The 16,166-nt window shown below is 63.2% G+C and carries 16 protein-coding genes; 9 read left to right on the top strand and 7 right to left on the bottom strand.

Going from position 1 to position 16,166, the window contains the following annotated elements; all coding sequences use genetic code 11:
- Positions 1-85 precede the first annotated feature (85 nt).
- Positions 86-592, bottom strand: a complete 507-nt coding sequence (locus F3H96_RS04790) for an Lrp/AsnC family transcriptional regulator (RefSeq protein ID WP_149790792.1) — start codon at positions 590-592, stop codon at positions 86-88.
- 230 nt (positions 593-822) lie between these two features.
- Here F3H96_RS04790 and trxB point away from each other — a divergent pair, with 230 nt between their 5' ends.
- Positions 823-1,797 carry a thioredoxin-disulfide reductase gene (gene trxB, locus F3H96_RS04785; protein ID WP_149790791.1) on the top strand — a complete coding sequence of 325 codons (975 nt, stop codon included), beginning with the start codon at positions 823-825 and terminating at the stop codon, positions 1,795-1,797.
- Between the two features lie 72 nt (positions 1,798-1,869).
- Complete coding sequence (locus F3H96_RS04780; RefSeq protein WP_149790790.1) at positions 1,870-2,766, top strand: LysR family transcriptional regulator; 897 nt, start codon at positions 1,870-1,872, stop codon at positions 2,764-2,766.
- Between the two features lie 134 nt (positions 2,767-2,900).
- Here the strand turns inward: F3H96_RS04780 and F3H96_RS04775 are convergent, their stop codons facing one another.
- From F3H96_RS04775 to F3H96_RS04765, 3 genes are all read right to left on the bottom strand, one after another.
- Positions 2,901-3,398 (bottom strand): isoprenylcysteine carboxylmethyltransferase family protein, encoded by a 498-nt coding sequence (locus tag F3H96_RS04775; RefSeq protein WP_149790789.1) that lies wholly within the window; start codon positions 3,396-3,398, stop codon positions 2,901-2,903.
- 692 nt (positions 3,399-4,090) lie between these two features.
- Entirely contained in the window at positions 4,091-6,139 is a 2,049-nt protein-coding gene (locus tag F3H96_RS04770; protein WP_149790788.1) for an elongation factor G, read from the bottom strand.
- 224 nt (positions 6,140-6,363) lie between these two features.
- Positions 6,364-7,893, bottom strand: coding sequence for a bifunctional diguanylate cyclase/phosphodiesterase (locus F3H96_RS04765; RefSeq protein ID WP_149790787.1), 1,530 nt, complete (start codon positions 7,891-7,893; stop codon positions 6,364-6,366).
- 403 nt (positions 7,894-8,296) lie between these two features.
- Between F3H96_RS04765 and F3H96_RS04760 the strand changes: the two genes are divergently transcribed.
- Complete coding sequence (locus F3H96_RS04760) at positions 8,297-8,692, top strand: cupin domain-containing protein (protein ID WP_149790786.1); 396 nt, start codon at positions 8,297-8,299, stop codon at positions 8,690-8,692.
- 63 nt (positions 8,693-8,755) lie between these two features.
- Here F3H96_RS04760 and F3H96_RS04755 read toward each other — a convergent pair whose 3' ends face one another.
- Positions 8,756-9,958 (bottom strand): pyridoxal phosphate-dependent aminotransferase, encoded by a 1,203-nt coding sequence (locus tag F3H96_RS04755; protein WP_149790785.1) that lies wholly within the window; start codon positions 9,956-9,958, stop codon positions 8,756-8,758.
- 198 nt (positions 9,959-10,156) lie between these two features.
- Between F3H96_RS04755 and F3H96_RS04750 the strand changes: the two genes are divergently transcribed.
- From F3H96_RS04750 to F3H96_RS04740, 3 genes are all read left to right on the top strand, one after another.
- Positions 10,157-11,047 (top strand): EAL domain-containing protein, encoded by an 891-nt coding sequence (locus F3H96_RS04750; protein ID WP_149790784.1) that lies wholly within the window; start codon positions 10,157-10,159, stop codon positions 11,045-11,047.
- On the top strand, positions 11,044-11,904 hold the full coding sequence (locus F3H96_RS04745; RefSeq protein WP_149790783.1) for an EAL domain-containing protein: 861 nt from the start codon (positions 11,044-11,046) through the stop codon (positions 11,902-11,904). Before F3H96_RS04750 ends, F3H96_RS04745 begins: the two co-directional genes overlap by 4 nt.
- 118 nt (positions 11,905-12,022) lie before the next feature.
- On the top strand, positions 12,023-12,631 hold the full coding sequence (locus tag F3H96_RS04740) for a glutathione S-transferase family protein (protein WP_149790782.1): 609 nt from the start codon (positions 12,023-12,025) through the stop codon (positions 12,629-12,631).
- A 331-nt stretch (positions 12,632-12,962) separates the two neighbouring features.
- Here F3H96_RS04740 and F3H96_RS04735 read toward each other — a convergent pair whose 3' ends face one another.
- Positions 12,963-13,175: a cold-shock protein gene (locus tag F3H96_RS04735; protein WP_027168154.1), complete on the bottom strand. Its 213-nt coding sequence runs from the start codon at positions 13,173-13,175 to the stop codon at positions 12,963-12,965.
- Between the two features lie 268 nt (positions 13,176-13,443).
- On the opposite strand from F3H96_RS04735, the gene F3H96_RS04730 reads away from it, so the two are divergent.
- Positions 13,444-13,770, top strand: a complete 327-nt coding sequence (locus F3H96_RS04730; RefSeq protein WP_149790781.1) for a hypothetical protein — start codon at positions 13,444-13,446, stop codon at positions 13,768-13,770.
- A gap of 98 nt (positions 13,771-13,868) precedes the next feature.
- On the opposite strand, the gene F3H96_RS04725 is transcribed toward F3H96_RS04730, so the two are convergent.
- Positions 13,869-14,438, bottom strand: a complete 570-nt coding sequence (locus F3H96_RS04725; protein ID WP_149790780.1) for a methylated-DNA--[protein]-cysteine S-methyltransferase — start codon at positions 14,436-14,438, stop codon at positions 13,869-13,871.
- A 166-nt stretch (positions 14,439-14,604) separates the two neighbouring features.
- Here F3H96_RS04725 and F3H96_RS04720 point away from each other — a divergent pair, with 166 nt between their 5' ends.
- Positions 14,605-15,582, top strand: a complete 978-nt coding sequence (locus tag F3H96_RS04720) for a lytic transglycosylase domain-containing protein (protein ID WP_149790779.1) — start codon at positions 14,605-14,607, stop codon at positions 15,580-15,582.
- 38 nt (positions 15,583-15,620) lie between these two features.
- The gene (locus tag F3H96_RS04715) at positions 15,621-16,118 is read left to right on the top strand and encodes an N-acetyltransferase (protein WP_149790778.1); all 498 of its coding nucleotides are present in this window, start codon (positions 15,621-15,623) and stop codon (positions 16,116-16,118) included.
- Positions 16,119-16,166: the final 48 nt, after the last annotated feature.

Genomic DNA, 16,166 nt, shown 5'->3' with positions numbered 1-16,166 from the left:
ACCGGGCGCGCCAGCCCGCTGTTGTTTAAACGGTGCTTTGCAAGCCGGCGTATCCGCAAGGAAGGCTTTGGCGAAGCCGCCAAGCCTACCGTTGCACGTCTTCCCTGGAATTGCCTTGAGCCGGAAACGCCACCAGCCCCTCGTCCTTGACGCGGCGGATGGTCAGGGCCGTGCGCACGGTGTCCACGTTCGGCGCCGAGGCCAGTTCCTCGATGACGAAGCTCTGGAAGGTGCCGAGATCGCTTGCCACGCAATGCAGCAGGAAATCGGATTCGCCCGAAACCATCCAGGCGTCGCGGACGATCGGCCAGCCGCGCGTGCGCTCGGCGAAGGACTTCAGCTCGGCATCGGCCTGATGGTGCAGGCCGATGAGGCAGAATGCCACGACGTCCATGCCGAGCGCCGGCGCATTGAGCAGCGCGCGGTAGCCACGGATGATGCCGGCTTCCTCCAGTCGCCTGACGCGGCGCAGGCAAGGCGGCGCCGAGATTCCGACACGGCTCGACAATTCGACATTGGTCATGCGACCGTCACCCTGCAGCTCGCGCAGGATCTTCCAGTCGATGGCGTCGAGGTCGGCTTTCAGGGGCATGGCGTTCTCAGCTTGCGCAAGAATCTTTCGCAATTTTGTAATTAAACGACTTTTGTATCCGCGCCAGCCCTCGGCGGCGCGATTTTTCCCGGTAACGAAAACAGCCGTTGTGCGAATAACCGCACGAGCCGCAGCTTTCCGGGGACGAAGGCCAAGTTGCCTTGCTGGCTTGGCGGCCAACACTTACATTACGCGCGACAAACCACGGCTTTGCGCCGCAGGGGACTTTCATGAACATCAAGCATGCACCTGTACTCATCATCGGTTCCGGTCCTGCCGGCTATACGGCGGCGATCTATGCCGCCCGCGCCATGCTGAAGCCGATGCTCGTCGCCGGCCTGCAGCAGGGCGGTCAGCTGATGATCACCACCGACGTCGAAAACTATCCCGGCTTCGCCGATCCGATCCAAGGCCCCTGGCTGATGGAGCAAATGCTGAAGCAAGCCGAGCATGTCGGCACCGACATCGTCAACGACATCATCACCGAGGTCGATCTCAATGTGCGGCCGTTCCGCGCCACCGGCGATTCCGGCACGATCTACACGGCCGATGCGCTGATCATCGCCACCGGCGCCCAGGCCAAGTGGCTGGGCATCCCGTCGGAGCAGACCTTCATGGGCTTCGGCGTCTCGGCCTGCGCCACTTGCGACGGCTTCTTCTATCGCGGCAAGGACGTCGCTGTGGTCGGCGGCGGCAATTCCGCGGTCGAGGAAGCGCTCTATCTGTCGAACCTCGCCAAGAGCGTCACCGTCATCCACCGGCGCAGTGATTTCCGCGCCGAGCGGATCCTGCGCGAGCGGCTATTCAAGAAGGACAATGTCCGCGTCATCTGGGACACGGTCGTCGACGAGATCACCGGACGGCCGGGCAAGGCGCCGCTGCCGCCTTCGGTGGAAGGCCTGACGCTGCGCAATGTCGTGACCGGCCAGGAATCGAAGCTGCCGGTCGACGGCGTGTTCGTCGCGATCGGCCATGCGCCGGCGGTGGAACTTTTCGCCGGCAAGCTGAAGCAGAAGCCGAACGGCTATCTATGGACGGCTCCGGATTCGACCCGCACCGACGTGCCCGGCGTGTTCGCCGCCGGCGATGTCACCGACGACGTCTATCGCCAGGCGGTGACGGCAGCCGGGCTTGGCTGCATGGCGGCGCTCGAGGCGGAAAAATATCTGGCGGGCATCGAGGTTCACCGCGAAGCGGCGGAATAACAAATCGGCTGAACAAGGCCGTTTAAAAGCCTGATTTTTCATTCAGACGCCAAGGGCAATGCGAGGGGAATCATGGCGCTGGACTGGGACAAGCTACGCGTATTTCACGCAGCGGCGGAGGCAGGGTCGTTCACCCATGCCGCCGAGACGCTGCACCTGTCGCAATCGGCCATTTCGCGGCAGGTCAGCGCGCTGGAGCATGACGTCGGCGTAGCGCTGTTCCATCGCCATGCGCGCGGCCTGGTGTTGACCGAGCAGGGCGAGATGCTGTTCCGCACGGCACATGACGTGCTGATGAAGCTTGAGACCATCAAGACGCGGCTGACCGAGACCAAGGATCGGCCGTCGGGTGTGCTGCGGGTGACGACCACGGTGGGCCTGGGGGCCGGTTGGCTGACCGAACGCGTGCAGGAATTCATCGAGCTCTATCCCGAGATCAGCCTGCAGCTGATCCTGGCCAATGAGGAGCTAGATCTCACCATGCGCCAGGCCGATTGCGCCATCCGGCTGCGCCAGCCTCAGCAGCCGGATCTTATCCAGCGCCGGCTGTTCACGGTGCATTTCCATCTCTACGCGGCGCCGTCCTATATCGCGAAGTTCGGCAGGCCGGCCTCGATCGCCGAGCTCAAGAACCATCGCATCGTCACCTTCGGCGTGCCGGTGCCGTCGCACCTCTCGGAGCTGAATTGGCTGGAGACGGTCGGCGATTTCGAGGGCGGTCAGCGCGTGCCGACGCTGCAGATCAACGACATCCTGTCGATCAAGCGGGCGGTCCAAGGCGGCGCCGGTATCGCCATGCTGCCGGACTACGTGATCAGCAAGGACACTAACCTTGTGCAGCTGCTGCCGGAGACAGAGGTGCCGTCCTTCGACACCTATTTCGCCTATCCCGACGCGATGAAGAACCAGGCGAAGCTGCACGTTTTCCGCGATTTCATCATCGCCAAGGCGCGTAGCTGGTCCTTCTAGGCCAGGTCAGGTGCGCGAAATATTCAGGTGAGGCCGGCGTGCGAATGGCGGCTTCCTGCGTTTCCCCGTGTGCCTCTCGAAGCCATCGTTCTCCACTCGGCCTGACCTGAAATTCGGCGCACGCTGGGGTCGGATCATCCACGCCACGGCGTGAGGCGCGGCAGCCAGCCGGGAACGGACCGGCGGTAGGTTTCGTATTCCGCGCCATAGCGGCTCGCGAGCGTCGGCTCTTCATAGAATTTGACGAAGGAGATCATCGCCGCTGCGGCAATCAAGCCGTAGACGATGACGAGCCAGCTGGAAAAGAGCAGTGCCTGGCCAAGGATGATCGCCAGCACAGCGACATACATTGGATTGCGCACATGGCGGTAGACGCCGCCGACAACCAGTTTCTCGGTTGGCGCCACGGGAGCGGGCGTGCCCAGGCCCTCCAGGGCAAAACGGGCGAAGGCATGAAGCAGGATGGCGGCCGCTCCGACCATCAGAACCGCGCCCGCGGGCACGAAGCCCGGCACGGCCGACAGCGGCCTATGATAATGGTCGGTCAGCAACCAGGGCAGCAGCCAGGCGACAACGCCCGGCGCGGCCACCAAGAACAGCGTGCTGCCGGCAATTGCTGAAAAAGTCCGCATGATTGGACTCCTGCCGTAAAAATAAACTCGGCTTGCCGAAATCGGCATCATTTTGCCGACTCCCATATTTCCGAGCAAATCGGCTCGGTTTTTGCATTTTAGCAGTCGCTTCAGGCCCGGAATCGCCCCGAAATCGGCGATTTTGCTGGTCTATGGCTCTCAGGGATAGGTTGGACCACAGCCTGCGTCTTTTTGCATGCGTGTGTTGCAAAATAGATGCTTGTTTCTTGGGCATGATGAGCACATATATAGTGTCATCTCCGGGGCGCGTTCTCCTCCCATTAGCGCCCTCGAGTGTTCCCCTCTGGAGGTTAGCCTTAATCGGCACTTCCAATCAAACTCAGCCGGATCTTTATTGATCCGGCTTTTTTGTTGCCCGCGCGCCATCGAGCCGGCAAAAAAACGACTGAATCCACCACGTAACAGTGACATGTAACATCGGGTAACATGTCGCGGACGCACTCTATGGATTAACTAGACGATAGGACGCGGTTGGTCGGTTCGGGAGATGGGGGCATCGCTCGAATGACCGGGCTCAGGCAGCTGCCGCGTCCGAACCATTTTTTGCGGATGCGGCGGACCTGCCGTTGCCTCCCAGGAAAACGGCCCGCAATAGGAACGGCGTCCGGATCATCCGGGCGCCGTTTTCGTATCGTCGGCACAAGAACGGTCAGGCAGCCTGGCCGCTTCGGTCAGGCAGCCTTGCCGTTAGCGTTCATCGCCTCGTCGGCGAGTCGGCCAGTGAGCTCGGCCATATGGTCGAAAACCGCCCGATAACTGGCAACGCCGGCTGTCGCAGAGCGCAGCTCGATGATCAGGTCGCCGATTTCCGCCTGCGGCATGGTCGCCTCGACCACGTCCCAGCCGGGCCAGTCGGGTCTTGCGTCATAACCGAGGATCTGACCGCGCCGCTGCGGGATCAGTGCGATGATCTTCGAGGTGGCATCGGAGGGCGTGACGATCTCGACCTTCATGATCGGCTCGAGCAGGACCGGCGAACAAGCGGTCATGCCTTCCTTCATCGCAAGCTTCGCCGCCATCTGGAAGGCCATGTCGGAGGAGTCGACCGCGTGGTAGGAGCCGTCCGACAGGTTGACGGCGAGATCGACCACCGGGAAGCCGAGCGGACCCGTCTTCAGATAGTCGCGAATGCCGGTTTCCACCGACTGGATGTAGGTCTTGGGCACGACGCCGCCGGTGATGGTGTCGGTGAACTGGAAGCCCGAGCCGCGCGGCAGCGGCTTGATCTCGATCACCACGTCGCCGAACTGGCCGTGGCCGCCGGATTGCTTCTTGTGGCGGCCACGCTGCTGCGCCGATTTGCGAATGGTTTCCCGGTAGGGCACCGCAGGCGCATGGCCTTCGATCGGAATCTGGTTCTTGCCCTCGAGGCGCTCGCGCACCACGCGCAGATGCATTTCGCCGTGACCGGACAGGACGGTTTCGGCGGAGTCCTGGTTGTGCCGCAGATTGAGAGAAGGATCTTCCTCGGCAAGCCGCTGGATCGCCGCCGACATCTTGACCTCGTCCTTGCGCTCCTTGGGACGAAGCGCGAAGGCAAAGACCGGCTGCGGCGGCTCCAGCGTGACCAGCGGCCGGATGCCGCCCTTGGCCGAGCTCAGTGTCTGGCCGGTCTTGACGTTGTCGAGCTTGCCGAGCGCGACAGTGTCGCCCGCCTTGGCGGATGTCAGCTTTGCCTGATCCTTGCCGAGCATCCTGTAGATGCCGGAAACCTTCGCCGTATCGCCGTTGGAAAGGAAAAGCTCGGCCGCGTCGGCCAACTGGCCGGAAAGCACGCGCGACACTGAAAGCTTGCCGCCATGCGCGGTGTGGATGGTTTTCATCACCTGCACCACCGTCTGGCCGTCCGGCGCGCCAAGGCGCTTCCTCGTTGCCTCGACATCCGGTGCGTCGTGGCGAATGGCTTTCAACAGACGCAGCACGCCGTTGCCCTTCTCGGCTGTGCCGATCAGCACCGGTGTCACTGCGCCGGCACGCAGGTCGGCCGAGAGATCGTCGAAGATCGCATCCTTCGGCGGCTCGATCTCCTCCAGAAGCTGTTCCATCAGTTGGTCGTCATGGTCGGCGAGCGTCTCCAGCATGGAGAAACGCGCCTCCAGTTCACGCGCCTTGTCGTCGTCGGCAATGTCGGCGACCTGGCTTTCGGCATATTCGCGGTAGATGTAGGCGCGTTCCAGGGCCAGATCGATCGAGCCGATGACGACACCGTCCTTGCGCACCGGGATCTGGCGCAGCAGCAGCGGTACCGAACTTGCCGGCTGCAGCATTTTCAGCGTCTCGCGCACCCCTGCAATCGACTTGTCGACCTTGTTGAGGAACAGGATGCGGGGGACGGCGAGATCGTCGAGCTTGCGCATGATGAGCTGCAGCGCCGGGATCTTCTTCTCGTCGGCTTCGGCGACGACGACGGCGAGGTCGCAAGCGGCAAGCACCGGTTCGGCCTCGAAAGCGAATTCGATGGAGCCGGGGCAATCGACGAAGGTGAGCTGCTCCCCCATGAATTCCGTACTGGCGAAGGTCGCCTCGACGCTCATGCCGTGGGCGCGGGCTTCTGGCGAATAATCGGAAACGGTGTTGCCCGATGAGACGGGATTCTGGCGGGGGATGGCGCCCGTGCGGGCGAGGATTGCTTCGAGAAGTGTCGTCTTACCGCTTGCAAAGGGACCGACTATGGCAATGCATTTCGGTCCCGTGCGTCGTCCTCCGGCGCGAGTACCCATGGCTGACCTCCACTCAGGCGTTTCCCAAGAGAGCGATCAGCAAAAGTGGAAACCGGTTTTGCGTCCGATCGCACCCTGTGCAGAGCGGCGGCCGGCCTGCTCGGCCGTCGCGGGCGGGGTTTATCCACCCCTGCCCAAGGTCATCGTCACACGGGTTTGCCGGGAGGGCAAGAAAAATAGGACATTCGCCGGCTTGGGTTCGTCAGGCCGCCATTTCTTGTTTGTCAGGCTGTGAGGGCGAGGGTTTCGCGAGCGGCGGCGCACAACGCGCTCGCCTTGTCGCGGGGCGCCGGTTTGCCGAAAAAATAGCCCTGGAAGCGGCTGCAGCCGGCTGCCCTGGCGAGGGTGAATTCCTCCGCGGTTTCTACCCCTTCCGCGACGATGGCGATCTCCTGGATGCGCGCGATCTGGGCAAGCGCCGAAACGAAAATCTGCGCCACCTGGTCATGCGCCAGGCTGCGGATGTAGGAGCGGTCGATCTTGACGCTGTCGATGGGCAGCGACTTCAGATAGTTGAAACCGCAATGGCCGGTGCCGAAATCGTCAAGCGCGATGTGGAAGCCGAGGCCGCGCAGCGCCTCCAGGCGCCTCAGGACCTCGGGCGTCGCGGCCGTCGCCACCGTCTCGGTGATTTCGATGATGAACTGCGACGCGGACCGGCCGGTTTCGCGCAGGACGCGGTCGCACATCGTGACGATTTCGTCGCGCTTCAGCTGCTCGCCGGAGACGTTGATCGAGATGCGCCGTCCAGAAAAATGGCCGACATCGGCACAGGCGCGCTTGAAAACCCATTCGCCGATCATGTCGATCAGGGTCGAGCGCTCGGCGATCGGGATGAATTCAGCGGGCGAGATCAGACTGCGCACTGGATGGCGCCAGCGGATCAATCCCTCCAGTGCCTCGACCGAACCGTCGGCATCGACGATCGGCTGGTAGTGCAGTTCCAACTCGCCGAGGTAGATGGCGGCGCGCAACTCGCGTTCCACCAGCCGGCGATAACGTTTGTCAGACAGCATCTCCTCGTCGAAAACGGTGACGCGGCCGCGGCCGCTTGCCTTGCTTTCGTAGAGGGCGAGGTCGGCCAGCAGCATCAGTTCGGTGCCGTTCGAAGCGTGCAGCGGCGCAAACGCGACACCCACCGAGATCGACAGCGGAATGATCTTGCCTTCATGTCTCTTGCCGGCCCGCATCGCGTCCAGCAACCGGCGCACCTCCTTGTTGATAAGGGCGACGTCTCCGTGCGGAACCATGATGCCGAACTCGTCGCCGCCGAGCCGGCCGATGACACCGTCTTGGAAGATGCGCTGCGCTTCCGCGACCAGATGCGCCAGCGCCAGATCGCCGAACTGATGGCCGAACGTGTCGTTGAGCTGCTTGAAATGATCGAGGTCGATCAAAAGCAGGCTCGTCTGGCGACGGCTGCGCAAGCCGCCAAGCCCGTCGCGCAGCGCTTCGATGAAATAGCGCCGGGTCATGGCGCCGGTCATGGCATCGACCGTGAGAAAGCTGTGCTTCTCGGCCTCGGCGTCCGCCGCCGATTGCAGGCGTTGGACGATACTCGAGCGCATGTACATCAACACCAGGAGCGCCAGGCAGGTCGAAGTCGCCGACACGGCCAGCGCACCAGTGCGGGAAGCGTCCTGCCCCAGAGCGAAAGCCGCGAGCCCGATAGCGGCGACGCTCATCACCAGCAAGGCCTGAATGCCGCGATAGACACGGCCGCTGTGATCCTTGATTGTCGCCAAGATACTCATGTCCGCGCCCCCACAGCACGCGACATGGCTAGGACCTCAGCCGTTAAGAAACACTGAGTGCGGCTGTTGCCTCATCCCTTTCTTGAACGATCGCATGAAGGCTCCGTTTTTATGGTTAAAAAACAACGGTTTATGACAGTATTTAGACAGCCTAATGGAGCCGCCCGCTCGACGCGCGAGCACAAAGCGGCGCTGTCGCTCGCCGACAATGCGTGTCGCCCAGACGTGTGGAGCGGCTCTGGGACAACGAAATGCATCAAACAAGGCTTAACAGGCGTCGCCTCAATCCGTTTCAGGCGACGCGCTCTGAAGTCGATTGCAACGGCCGCTCCACAGGATGAAACTGCTCCACCAGACGCCGCGCGCGGCCTTTTTTTCGACCAACGAATTCGAGGATTGAAAGATGAAGATCATTGCGTGCGGCAGCGTGCCGACGATCATCGCGCCGGAGACTTATTTTACAGGGCGAGTGCTGCAAACGCCGATCGTCGAGAAGGAAGCGCCGGCGCGGCTCAGAGCGACATTGGTCAGTTTCGAACCCGGCGCGCGCACCCATTGGCACACGCATCCGCTTGGACAGACGCTCTATGTCACCGCAGGCGCCGGACTCGCCCAGAGCTGGGGCGAGCCGATCCGGACGATCAGAGCAGGGGACGTCATTTCCTTCGCGCCGGGCGAGAAGCATTGGCACGGCGCCGGATCGAAAACCGCCATGACCCATATCGCCATGCAGGAGGCGCTGGACGGCGTCCACGCCGACTGGCTGGAGCAAGTTTCCGACGGGCAATATGGCGGCTGAACGCCAGCCAACAAAAAACCCGACCTGAGGCCGGGTTTTTCTCCTTCACTCGCCGCGTGCCGATCAGGTCAGCGACGCGGTGAAGCGCTGGATGCGCGTGCAGGCTTCCTCCAGCAAAGGCTCCGACGTGGCGTAGGAGATGCGGAAGTTGGGTCCGAGACCGAAGGCCGAGCCGAACACCACCGCGACACCTTCCGCCTCCAGCAGTTCCGAGCAGAAGGCCTCGTCATTGTCGATCACCTTGCCCGTCTTGGTCTTCTTGCCGATCAGCTGCGCGCAGGACGGGTAGACGTAGAAGGCGCCTTCGGGCGAGGGGCAAGAGATGCCGCGCGCCTGGTTGAGCATCGACACGACGAGATCGCGCCTGCCCTGGAAGATCGCCTTGTTCTTGGCGATGAAATCCTGGGGCCCGTTGAGCGCCTCGACGGAAGCCCATTGCGCGATGGTGCAAGCGCCCGAGGTCTGCTGGCCCTGGATCATGTCCATCGCCTTGATGAGCGCCACCGGGCCGGCAGCGTAGCCGATTCGCCAGCCGGTCATGGCATAGGCCTTCGACACGCCGTTCATGGTCAGCGTCCGCTCGTAAAGGCTCGGCTCGACTTCGGCGATGGTCTTGAAGACGAAGTCGCCATAGGTCAGGTGCTCATACATGTCGTCGGTCAGCGTCCAGACATGCGGATGCTCGAGCAGCACGTCGGCCAGCGCCCGAAGCTCGGCCTCCGTGTAGGCCGCGCCTGACGGGTTGGACGGCGAGTTCATGAGAAGCCACTTCGTCTTCGGCGTGATCGCCTTTTCCAGCACCTCGGCCGTCAGTTTGAAGCCGTTGTCGATCGAGGTGTCGGTAAACACCGACGTGCCGCCGCAGATCGCCACCATTTCGGGATAGCTCACCCAGTAGGGGCGCGGAATGATGACCTCGTCGCCGGGGTTCAGCGTCGCCATGAAAGCGTTGAACAGGATCTGCTTGCCGCCGGTGCCGACGATGGTCTGCTCCGGCCGGTAGTCGAGATTGTTCTCGCGCTTAAACTTCCTGGCGATCGCCTCGCGCAGCGGCACGATGCCGGAAACCGGAGGATATTTGGTCTCGCCCCGGCGGATCGCGTCGATCGCCGCGTTCTTGATGTTGTCGGGCGTGTCGAAGTCCGGCTCGCCGGCGCCGAGGCCGATCACGTCACGGCCGGCATTTTTCAGCTCGCGCGCTTTCTGCGTCACCGCGATGGTCGCGGAAGGCTTAACGCGGGAAAGGGCGTCGGCAAGAAAGGCCATGACAGAGTGTCTCCTAGGAAGCGGCCAGGAGCGGCCGCGGCGCATCTCATGTCGCAACATCGGGCGAAGCGCAAGCATTGTCGCATGAGCCAGAGGTCAAGGAGGCGTGAGCGGCAACGCTAAATTCATCAACGACCGGTAAACCCTTGGCTGGCAGGATCGCAGGTCGGATTGCGCCAAATTCGCGGAGCGAGAAACTTGTCGCGCAGCATCGGGCTTGCCCACATCATCCGTCATGATGACGGCACCTCGACGGGTGTCTGGGGCATCTATACGCTGCAGAGCGCGTTCCAGCCGATCTTCGCCTTCAAGGAAGGCAAGCTCTCGATCACCGCGTTCGAGGGGCTGATCCGGCCGTTTCGCGATGGCGAGCCGCAGTCGCCGGCGGCATTTTTCGGCACTTGCCCGGCTGGCGACCGGCTGCATATCGAGGCGCTGACGCGCACGCTGCATCTTTTGAACGCCGGCGCCTGCCTGCCGGAAGAGGCGTCCATCTTCGTCAATTTCGACCCGTCGGTCTTCACCGATCGCAGCATCGCCGACAAGGCGCTGCGCGACATGCGGCTGGTGCTGCACGAAGCCGGCATCGATCCGCGCCGCATCGTCTGCGAAGTCACCGAGCAGAGGTCGGCTTCGCAGGAAACGCTCTACGCTTTCGTCGAGGCGCTGAGGGCCAATGGCTTCCGCATCGCGGTGGACGACTATGGCGCCGACGATTCAGACATCAACCGGATCAAGGAACTCAAGCCCGACATCGTCAAATTCGATGCCCAGTGGATCACCCAGCTGATGGAGTCCGGCGCCGGCTTCGCGTTGCTGACGGCGATGGTGCAGAGCTTCGAAAACCAGGGCATCCGCACCGTCTTCGAAGGCATCGAGGAAGGCTGGCAGCTGGAGCTGGCCGAGAAATCCGGTGCCTCCATGGTGCAAGGCTATGTGCTTGCCCGGCCCGAACTTGCCCCCACCAGCTTTCGCATGTTCGGCAAGAGCGTCCAGCAGCCTCCGGCCGAAATGAGCACGGCATCGGCCGCGGTCCCGGCCCCGCAGGCGCGGTCGGCAAAGGCGTTCGGGCGCAAGGTCGCACCATGAGCGGAAAGCCCGAAAGGCGGCGCGACGTCGCCAAGGCGATCTTCGCCGACGAGATCGGGCTGCAATTCGGCATCTACGGCGAATTCCGGCTGTGGAGCGCCTACCAGCCGATCTTCGCGCCGGAGGGCAGGGCACTCAGGGCGGTTGCGGTCGAGGGCCTGATCGAACCGCGTCACGTCGCTCAGCCGGTGGCCCCGTCGATCTTCTTCGACGGCGTTCCCGCGTCCGACCGGTTGTTTGTCGAGACGATGTGCCGGATGCTGCATCTCCGCAATTATCGCAACATCGGCGTCGAGGGACTTACGCTGTTCTTCAACTACAATCCGACGATCAATGACCATCTCGGACGAGCCCTGGCCGAGATCCGGCTGATGACCAGGCATCTCGGCGATTTCGAATTGGAGCCCGGCCTGCTGGTCTGCGAAATCACCGAACAGGCGGGCGACGATCACGTTCTTGCCGCCCTGGTGCGCGAAATGCGGCGCGATGGCATCCGCATCGCCATCGACGATTTCGGCACGGGACATTCGACCGAGGCGCGCATCGATCTGCTTGCGCCCGACATCGTCAAGATCGACGGCGCCTGGTTCGCCGAGCTCTGCCGCCATGCCGCCGCCGAGCGCTTCTTCCGGCCATTGGTCGCGATGCTGCACGAGCGCGGCGCCAAAGTTCTGGTCGAAGGCATAGAGCACGCCCAGCATTTGCGCGTCGCGCTCGAGGGCGGCGTCGACCTGTTCCAGGGTTTCCATCTTGCCCGCCCGGCGCTTGCCGGCACGATCTTCAAGCAAGAGCCGCTTTCCATCGACACTCTGCTCGGCGTCGACAACAAGGTCGTGCCCCTGCATCAGCGCCGCTGAGGCTCGATCCCAAAAACGCATCAGCAGCATTGATGTTTTTATCCAAAAACAAATCACTGGATGGTGCCTGGCCGCGCGCGTTAGGGAGCTTCTCAGTAGACGCGAGAAGGTAAGAGGCATGATCCTTTACGACATGAGCGACAGCGGCAATTGCTACAAGCCCCGGCTGTTGATGGCCAAGCTCGGCATTCCCTTCACCCGGATCGAGGTCAGCTCGCACACCGGCGAGACGCGCAGACCCGACTACATCGCCAAGAACCCGAACGCGATGGTGCCGCTACTGGAGCTCGACGATGGCCGGCGCATCGCCGAGAGCAACGCCATCCTGCTCTATCTTGCCGAAGGCACGCGCTTCCTGCCGGCCGACAAATACGAGCGGGCGCTTGCCTATCAGTGGCTGTTCTTCGAGCAGTACAGCCACGAGCCCTATATCGCGGTGCGCAAGGCGCTGCTCACCTTTCCGGAACGGGCGAAGGACGCGACGCCGGAGCGGTTGGCGCAAACGCTGGAGCGCGGCAACAAGGCGCTCGGCGTGATGAACAGGCACCTGGAGCAGAACGTCTTTTTCGCCGGCGATTCGTATAGCGTCGCCGACATCGCTTTATATGCCTATACCCACACCGCCGAGATGGGCGGTTTCCAACTCCACGCCTATCCGGCGGTGGTGGAATGGCTGAAACGCGTCGAGGCGGACAAGGGGCACGTGCCGATTGGGTGGGTGCCTTAAGGCACAACATTGGCGAAAGCGTCGGCGACAGCTTCCTTCTCCCCGTAAACGGAGAGAAGGAAGCAGCTTCGCCCAAATCCAGGCAACAAAAAAGGCGGGCAATGCCCGCCTTCCTCTGCCGGTAGCCTGATCGGGAGCGTCCGGTCCGGGCTGGCAGCTATCTGCTGTTCCAGCTTGTCGGGTCTTTTCGCTCCTGCGCGCTTATCGCGCGACCGTCAGTACATCCGTGACTTGCCGCGCGCCCCGAACCTTCGTCCGGCGCGCGCCTTTGCTTGATTGCATTTTTGCGGAGCCAGGCGGTACACCCGGCTGCAAAAATGCTTAAGCCAAATCAGGCTGCCTTGCTCAGAGACCCAGCGGCGGACTTGCCGGTGCGGCGGTCCTGCTCGATCTCGAAGTTGATCTTCTGGCCTTCAGCCAGGCTTGTCATGCCAGCGCGCTCAACAGCGGAGATGTGGACGAAAACGTCCGCGCCGCCATTGTCAGGCTGGATGAAGCCGTAGCCCTTGGTGGCGTTGAACCACTTGACCGTACCAGTTGCCATATAGAATGCCCTTCACATTTGCTTTTGTTTGACCGGACCAACGTCCGGCCGGCGGTATCGAAATTTTGGAGATAGACGTCAGCAAACGCGAAGATCGCGGCCCGATCGATCGGCCAAATTCAATGTCGTGGATATAGGATAGTTTGCGTGAGAAAACAAGACGGGTCGCTGGCGGCGCGCCGCCGGAGGTCTGCGCATGGAAACGGCACGTGGAAGTTTTGACAGCGGCCACGCGTTGTGGAGGGATGAGATTCCAAGGAGAGGAACCATGAAGACCATTCTGCTTGCCGCCTGCTTCCTGCTGGTGGCCGCCGAGGCGCAGGCGGTCTCGCGCTACGATCCGACACGCATGAGCTGCGACCGGGTGCAGGCGACGATCGCCGGCCAGGGCGCCGTCATCCTGCGCTATCAGTCGACGCGCGTGCCGGGGCTGCCGCTCTACGATCGCTACGTGCGCGACGAGCGCTTCTGCAACGCGGGCGAGGTGAGGTCGCGCGCCTACGTGCCGAGCGCCGACACCAGATCCTGCGCGGTCTATGTCTGCAAGCGCCCGGATTTCGAGCGGCGCTTCCGCCGCCGGTTCCTGCAAGACTGATATGACATCGATGGAGCGGTTGCCTGGAATTGCTCCACCTCCCGGCGCATCCCGAACGGAAAACCGCTCCGCACTGTTCCTGGAAGTGCTTTGTGTCCTCAGAACCCGAACGAGGCCTGCGCGGCGGGCGGCGGGCCGACGCGAACGCCTTCCATGGCCAGCATCTTTTCCTTGGTGGTCGAGCCGCCCGGGGCGGAGAAGCCGCCGATCTTGCCGCCGGCGGCCACGACACGGTGGCAAGGAATGACCAGCGGCACCGGATTGGCGCCAAGTGCTGCGCCCGTCTCGCGGGCAAGGCCAGCATGGCCGGCGCGCTTGGCCAATTCGCCATAGGTGGTGGTCTCCCCGAAGCCGAGCTTGCGCGCCGCGTCGTAGACGGCGAGGCGGAAGTCATCGACGCCGTCAAGGTCGACCGGCACATTGGAGAAGTCGACATCCTCGCCGGCCGCATAGGCCTTGATCGAGGCAATCAACTCGACCACCCATTGCGGCTGATCGGTCGAGGTCGAAACACCCGGGTGGCGGAACAGCCGACGTTCGACCGCTTCGCGGCTGCGCTCGGGCAGGCAGAGCCGGATCAGGCCCTTCTCGTTCCAGGCAATGCCCATGAAGCCGATCACTGTTTCTAACACTGCGTGGCCGGCCGTGATCTCAGAAGCGGGTTTCATGGCGTAATCCTTCCGCAAAACAGCGAAAAAACGAGTACATATCCAGAACAATATGGCATTTCCGCCTTGCCGTCGCCACCCGAAAACCGCCTGGTGGCCCCGATTGCGGGGTGTGAATCGCTGGTGTAAGGACTTCTTAACAACCGACAAACCGGACCCGCACGGCTTGCCAGCAAAAATCATATTCACCGCGATCGGCGTGCTCGTTGCCGCTGCTGGTCTGAGCGGGTGCACCTCGACCTCGCAGATGAAGGCCGCGCCCGCGCTTGCGGAAGCCTCGACGCCTGCGGTCGCGGACGATACGCCGACGCTGGCGCTGCCCGAAACGGTGGCCGTGTTGCCTGAGCCTTCCGGCCTCGCCCAGGTGCAGACCGCGGCGCTGGCGGGCGATGCCGTTGCCATGGCAACCACGCCGGGCGCGCCGGCGGCGCAAAGCGCGCTGTTGCCGCCACCTGTCCAGCCTGGCGCGCCGCTGTCCGGCGCGGCGCTGGCGCAACCCGCGGCTTTCGCCGGTTCGACGCCGCTCGCCGGCCCGTTTCCGCCGCCGCCGGTGCTGACGGCCGGCGGTTCACCGACCGGCCCGGGATCGATCAAGCAGGCGGCGGTCTATACGACCGCGGGCGTCGCCATGCCGCTCACCGGCCAGTCGGCGAAAATGGCTCCGATGCCCGGCGTCCAGCAGGTCGCCTATGTGGTGCCGGGAAATCCGGCGCTGCTGGCGGCGCCCGGCCAGCCCGAGCAGCACGCCAGCGGTCCGCGCGGCGAGATCGAGCGGCTGATCGAGAAATATTCGGCGATCTACGAGGTGCCGGTCGACCTGGTGCGCCATGTCGTCAACCGCGAGAGCACCTTCAACCCGAAAGCCTACAATCACGGCCATTGGGGGTTGATGCAGATCAAGCACGCGACGGCGCGCGGCATGGGCTATGACGGACCGGCGGCCGGCCTGTTCGACGCCGAGACCAATCTCAAATACGCGGTGAAATACCTGCGCGGTGCCTGGCTGGTTGCGGGCGGCAACGCCAAGCGGGCCGACATGCTCTACCAGACCGGCTATTACTACGACGCCAAGCGCAAGGGCCTGCTCGAGGCGACGGGCCTTGGCGTCGACCGCAATCGACACCGCTTGCCGCCAGGCGCCTGAGCGGACCGGTCTGTCCCACGGCGTTTCGAGACAGCGCCATGCATGAAAACAAGACGCCCCGGTCGCCAACTCCCAACGATATCCGCCTGCGCAAGGTCCTCGACGACACGCTGGCCGCGCCGCATTGGCCGGAGGGCTTCGCCATGCGCGTGTTCGAACACCGGGATGCGCAGGCCCTTCACGCGCTGCTGGCAGAGGTGTTCGACGACGGCGCCGACGGGCCGTTCGAGGAATGGTGGCCGCGCATTGCCGGCGATGCCGAGTTCGATCCCTCTCTGTGTTTCCTGGCGATCGACGGCAAGGGCCTGCTGGCGGGCGCGGCGCTGTGCTGGACGTCCGGTTTCGTCAAGGATCTCGCCGTCCATCCGGAGGCCAGAAGGCTGGGCCTTGGCGAGGCGCTGATGCGGCACGTGTTCTGGACTTTCCGCGAGCGCGGGGCGGACCATGTCGATCTCAAGACCAATACGGTGGAGAACACCGCGGCCTTCAGGCTCTACGAGCGGCTCGGCATGATCCCGGTCGGCTGGGAAGGTTGAGGTGGCGCGGTTGTGAACGCGGCATTGCAAGCCCCCGCTCAATCGCAT

Source organism: Mesorhizobium sp. NFR06, from assembly GCF_900115245.1.
Taxonomy (GTDB): domain Bacteria; phylum Pseudomonadota; class Alphaproteobacteria; order Rhizobiales; family Rhizobiaceae; genus Mesorhizobium.
This window is presented reverse-complemented; position numbering and strand designations above follow the sequence as displayed.

Excerpts from the sequence above, each read along its gene's own strand:
- F3H96_RS04790 (WP_149790792.1), bottom strand. The coding sequence starts at position 592 with ATGCCCCTGAAAGCCGACCTCGACGCCATCGACTGGAAGATCCTGCGC.
- trxB (WP_149790791.1), top strand. The coding sequence starts at position 823 with ATGAACATCAAGCATGCACCTGTACTCATCATCGGTTCCGGTCCTGCC.
- F3H96_RS04780 (WP_149790790.1), top strand. The coding sequence starts at position 1,870 with ATGGCGCTGGACTGGGACAAGCTACGCGTATTTCACGCAGCGGCGGAG.
- F3H96_RS04775 (WP_149790789.1), bottom strand. The coding sequence starts at position 3,398 with ATGCGGACTTTTTCAGCAATTGCCGGCAGCACGCTGTTCTTGGTGGCC.
- F3H96_RS04770 (WP_149790788.1), bottom strand. The coding sequence starts at position 6,139 with ATGGGTACTCGCGCCGGAGGACGACGCACGGGACCGAAATGCATTGCC.
- F3H96_RS04765 (WP_149790787.1), bottom strand. The coding sequence starts at position 7,893 with ATGAGTATCTTGGCGACAATCAAGGATCACAGCGGCCGTGTCTATCGC.
- F3H96_RS04760 (WP_149790786.1), top strand. The coding sequence starts at position 8,297 with ATGAAGATCATTGCGTGCGGCAGCGTGCCGACGATCATCGCGCCGGAG.
- F3H96_RS04755 (WP_149790785.1), bottom strand. The coding sequence starts at position 9,958 with ATGGCCTTTCTTGCCGACGCCCTTTCCCGCGTTAAGCCTTCCGCGACC.
- F3H96_RS04745 (WP_149790783.1), top strand. The coding sequence starts at position 11,044 with ATGAGCGGAAAGCCCGAAAGGCGGCGCGACGTCGCCAAGGCGATCTTC.
- F3H96_RS04740 (WP_149790782.1), top strand. The coding sequence starts at position 12,023 with ATGATCCTTTACGACATGAGCGACAGCGGCAATTGCTACAAGCCCCGG.
- F3H96_RS04735 (WP_027168154.1), bottom strand. The coding sequence starts at position 13,175 with ATGGCAACTGGTACGGTCAAGTGGTTCAACGCCACCAAGGGCTACGGC.
- F3H96_RS04730 (WP_149790781.1), top strand. The coding sequence starts at position 13,444 with ATGAAGACCATTCTGCTTGCCGCCTGCTTCCTGCTGGTGGCCGCCGAG.
- F3H96_RS04725 (WP_149790780.1), bottom strand. The coding sequence starts at position 14,438 with ATGAAACCCGCTTCTGAGATCACGGCCGGCCACGCAGTGTTAGAAACA.
- F3H96_RS04715 (WP_149790778.1), top strand. The coding sequence starts at position 15,621 with ATGCATGAAAACAAGACGCCCCGGTCGCCAACTCCCAACGATATCCGC.